The sequence below is a fragment of the Streptomyces sp. SBT349 genome (assembly GCF_001083795.1).
Classification (GTDB): Bacteria; Actinomycetota; Actinomycetes; order Streptomycetales; family Streptomycetaceae; genus Streptomyces.
The window spans coordinates 1-1,876 of sequence record NZ_LAVK01000617.1 but is presented as its reverse complement, the minus strand read 5'-3'; the positions used below and the strand labels follow the sequence as shown (position 1 = coordinate 1,876).

Here is a 1,876-nt window from a genome sequence, read left to right as displayed (position 1 = left end):
GCCTGGGGGGTGGCCGCCGCCTCGACGCTCGGGTACGGGGGGATGCTGCTGGGGCCGGTCGCCATCGGGTTCCTCGCCGACTGGCTCTCGATGGCCGCGGCGCTGACGACGGTGGCGCTGCTCTCCGCGGTGGCGGCCGTGACGGCCTGGGCCGTGCGGGGGTCGCTGCGGGGGCCCTCGGCCACCGCGGCGGGCTCGGGTCCGGCTCCCGGCCCCGTGGGGTGAGGGCATGACGGGCCGTTCGGGGGCCGCAGGGCGCGCACCCGTCGGCCGGCCCGGCGTTGGCCTGAGATTACCTGCGGGTAACCGGCCGTGGTAGCGTCGGCCCATGGCACATACGGTCGGGCCGGCGACGCTACGCCGGTTGATGCGCTGGTGGCCGCCGTTCCGCGGGGCCGGGGTGCGGGTGACGGAGATCGCCGACGACTGGGGCCATGTGCGGGTGCGGCTGCGGTTCGGCCGGTTGAACCGCAACCTGTTCGGTACGCACTTCGGCGGCTCGCTGTACGCGATGTGCGACCCGTTCTGGGGGCTCATGCTGGTGCACCGGCTGGGCGGCGGCTACCTGGTCTGGGACAAGGCGGCGGAGATCGAGTACGTCTCCCCGGGGCGCGGCGACGTGTTCGCGGAGTTCATGCTGACCGAGGAGCGGGTGGCGGAGATACGGGAGGCGACCGAGGGCGGCGCGAAGGCGCTGCCCTGGTTCACCTGCTCGGTGGTGACGGCGGACGGCACAGTCGTGGCCCTGGTGCGCAAGCAGGTGTACGTGCGGCGCAAGCGTGAGCCTCAGCCGAGCCAGCCGGGGCGGACCAGCCCCGACTCGTAGGCGAGCACCACGAGTTGGGCGCGGTCACGGGCGCCGAGCTTGACCATGGCGCGGCTGACGTGTGTCTTCGCGGTGAGCGGTGAGACGACGAGCCTGCGGGCGATCTCCTCGTTGGACAGGCCGATGCCGACCAGGGCCATCACCTCGCGCTCGCGGTCGGTGAGGTCGGCGAGCCCGGCCGCGGCGGCGGGCTCCTTGGAGCGGGCGGCGAACTCGGCGATCAGGCGGCGGGTGACGCCCGGTGACAGGAGGGCGTCGCCGCCCACGACGGCGCGGACGGCGCGGACCAGTTCTTCCGGCTCGGTGTCCTTGACGAGGAAGCCGGAGGCGCCCGACCTGATGGCCTCGAAGACGTACTCGTCCAGTTCGAAGGTGGTCAGCATGACGACCTTCACCCCGTCCAGGCCCGGCTCGCCGGTGATGCGGCGGGTGGCGGCCAGGCCGTCGAGGACCGGCATCCTGATGTCCATCAGCACCAGGTCGGGGCGGTGTTCGCGGACCAGGGCGAGAGCCCGCTCGCCGTCCGGGGCCTCGCCGACGACCTGGATGTCGGGCTGGGCGTCGAGGAGCGCGCGGAATCCGGCCCGCACCAGCATCTGGTCGTCGGCGAGCAGTACCCGGATCACGTGGTCTCCCTGTCGGTGGGCGGCGGCGGGGCGGTCAGGGGCAGCCGGGCCGTGACGCGGAACCCGCCGTCGGTCCTGGCGCCGGCCGCCACCGTACCGCCGAACGCGGCGGCCCGTTCCCGCATGCCGACCAGGCCGTTGCCGCCGCCGGAACCGCCGTTGGTGGCCGGTCCCTCGTCGTCGACGCGCAGTTCGAGCTCGTCGGGGCTGTAGCGCAGCAGCACCTGGGCGGCGCGCGAGCCGGAGTGGCGCACGATGTTGGTCAGCGCCTCCTGCACGATGCGGAACGCGGCCAGGTCGGCGCCCGGGGGAAGCGAGGCAGGCGTTCCCCTGGTCTCCACGGTCACGTCGAGGCCGGCGCGGGACGCCTGCTCGGCGAGCTCGGGCAGCCGGTCCAGGCCGGGGGGGGGGGCGCGGGGAGCCG

At 74.4% G+C, this 1,876-nt stretch carries 3 protein-coding genes and 1 pseudogene; 2 read left to right on the top strand and 2 right to left on the bottom strand.

Annotated elements, in window-relative coordinates; all coding sequences use genetic code 11:
* Together ADY01_RS35235 and ADY01_RS35230 are read left to right on the top strand one after the other, a co-directional pair.
* A pseudogene (locus ADY01_RS35235) lies at positions 1-225 on the top strand (hypothetical protein); the annotation flags it as partial.
* A gap of 103 nt (positions 226-328) precedes the next feature.
* Positions 329-826: a DUF4442 domain-containing protein gene (locus ADY01_RS35230; RefSeq protein ID WP_049580923.1), complete on the top strand. Its 498-nt coding sequence runs from the start codon at positions 329-331 to the stop codon at positions 824-826.
* On the opposite strand, the gene ADY01_RS35225 is transcribed toward ADY01_RS35230, so the two are convergent.
* Together ADY01_RS35225 and ADY01_RS35220 are read right to left on the bottom strand one after the other, a co-directional pair.
* Complete coding sequence (locus ADY01_RS35225) at positions 787-1,452, bottom strand: response regulator (RefSeq protein ID WP_049580922.1); 666 nt, start codon at positions 1,450-1,452, stop codon at positions 787-789. The genes ADY01_RS35230 and ADY01_RS35225 overlap by 40 nt on opposite strands.
* Positions 1,449-1,876 (bottom strand): sensor histidine kinase (locus tag ADY01_RS35220; RefSeq protein WP_049580921.1); only part of this gene is annotated, 428 nt, incomplete at its 5' end. The genes ADY01_RS35225 and ADY01_RS35220, both read right to left, overlap by 4 nt.

Bases quoted from the DNA above. Each gene is read 5' to 3' on its own strand.
- ADY01_RS35230 (WP_049580923.1), top strand. From the start codon at position 329: ATGGCACATACGGTCGGGCCGGCGACGCTACGCCGGTTGATGCGCTGG.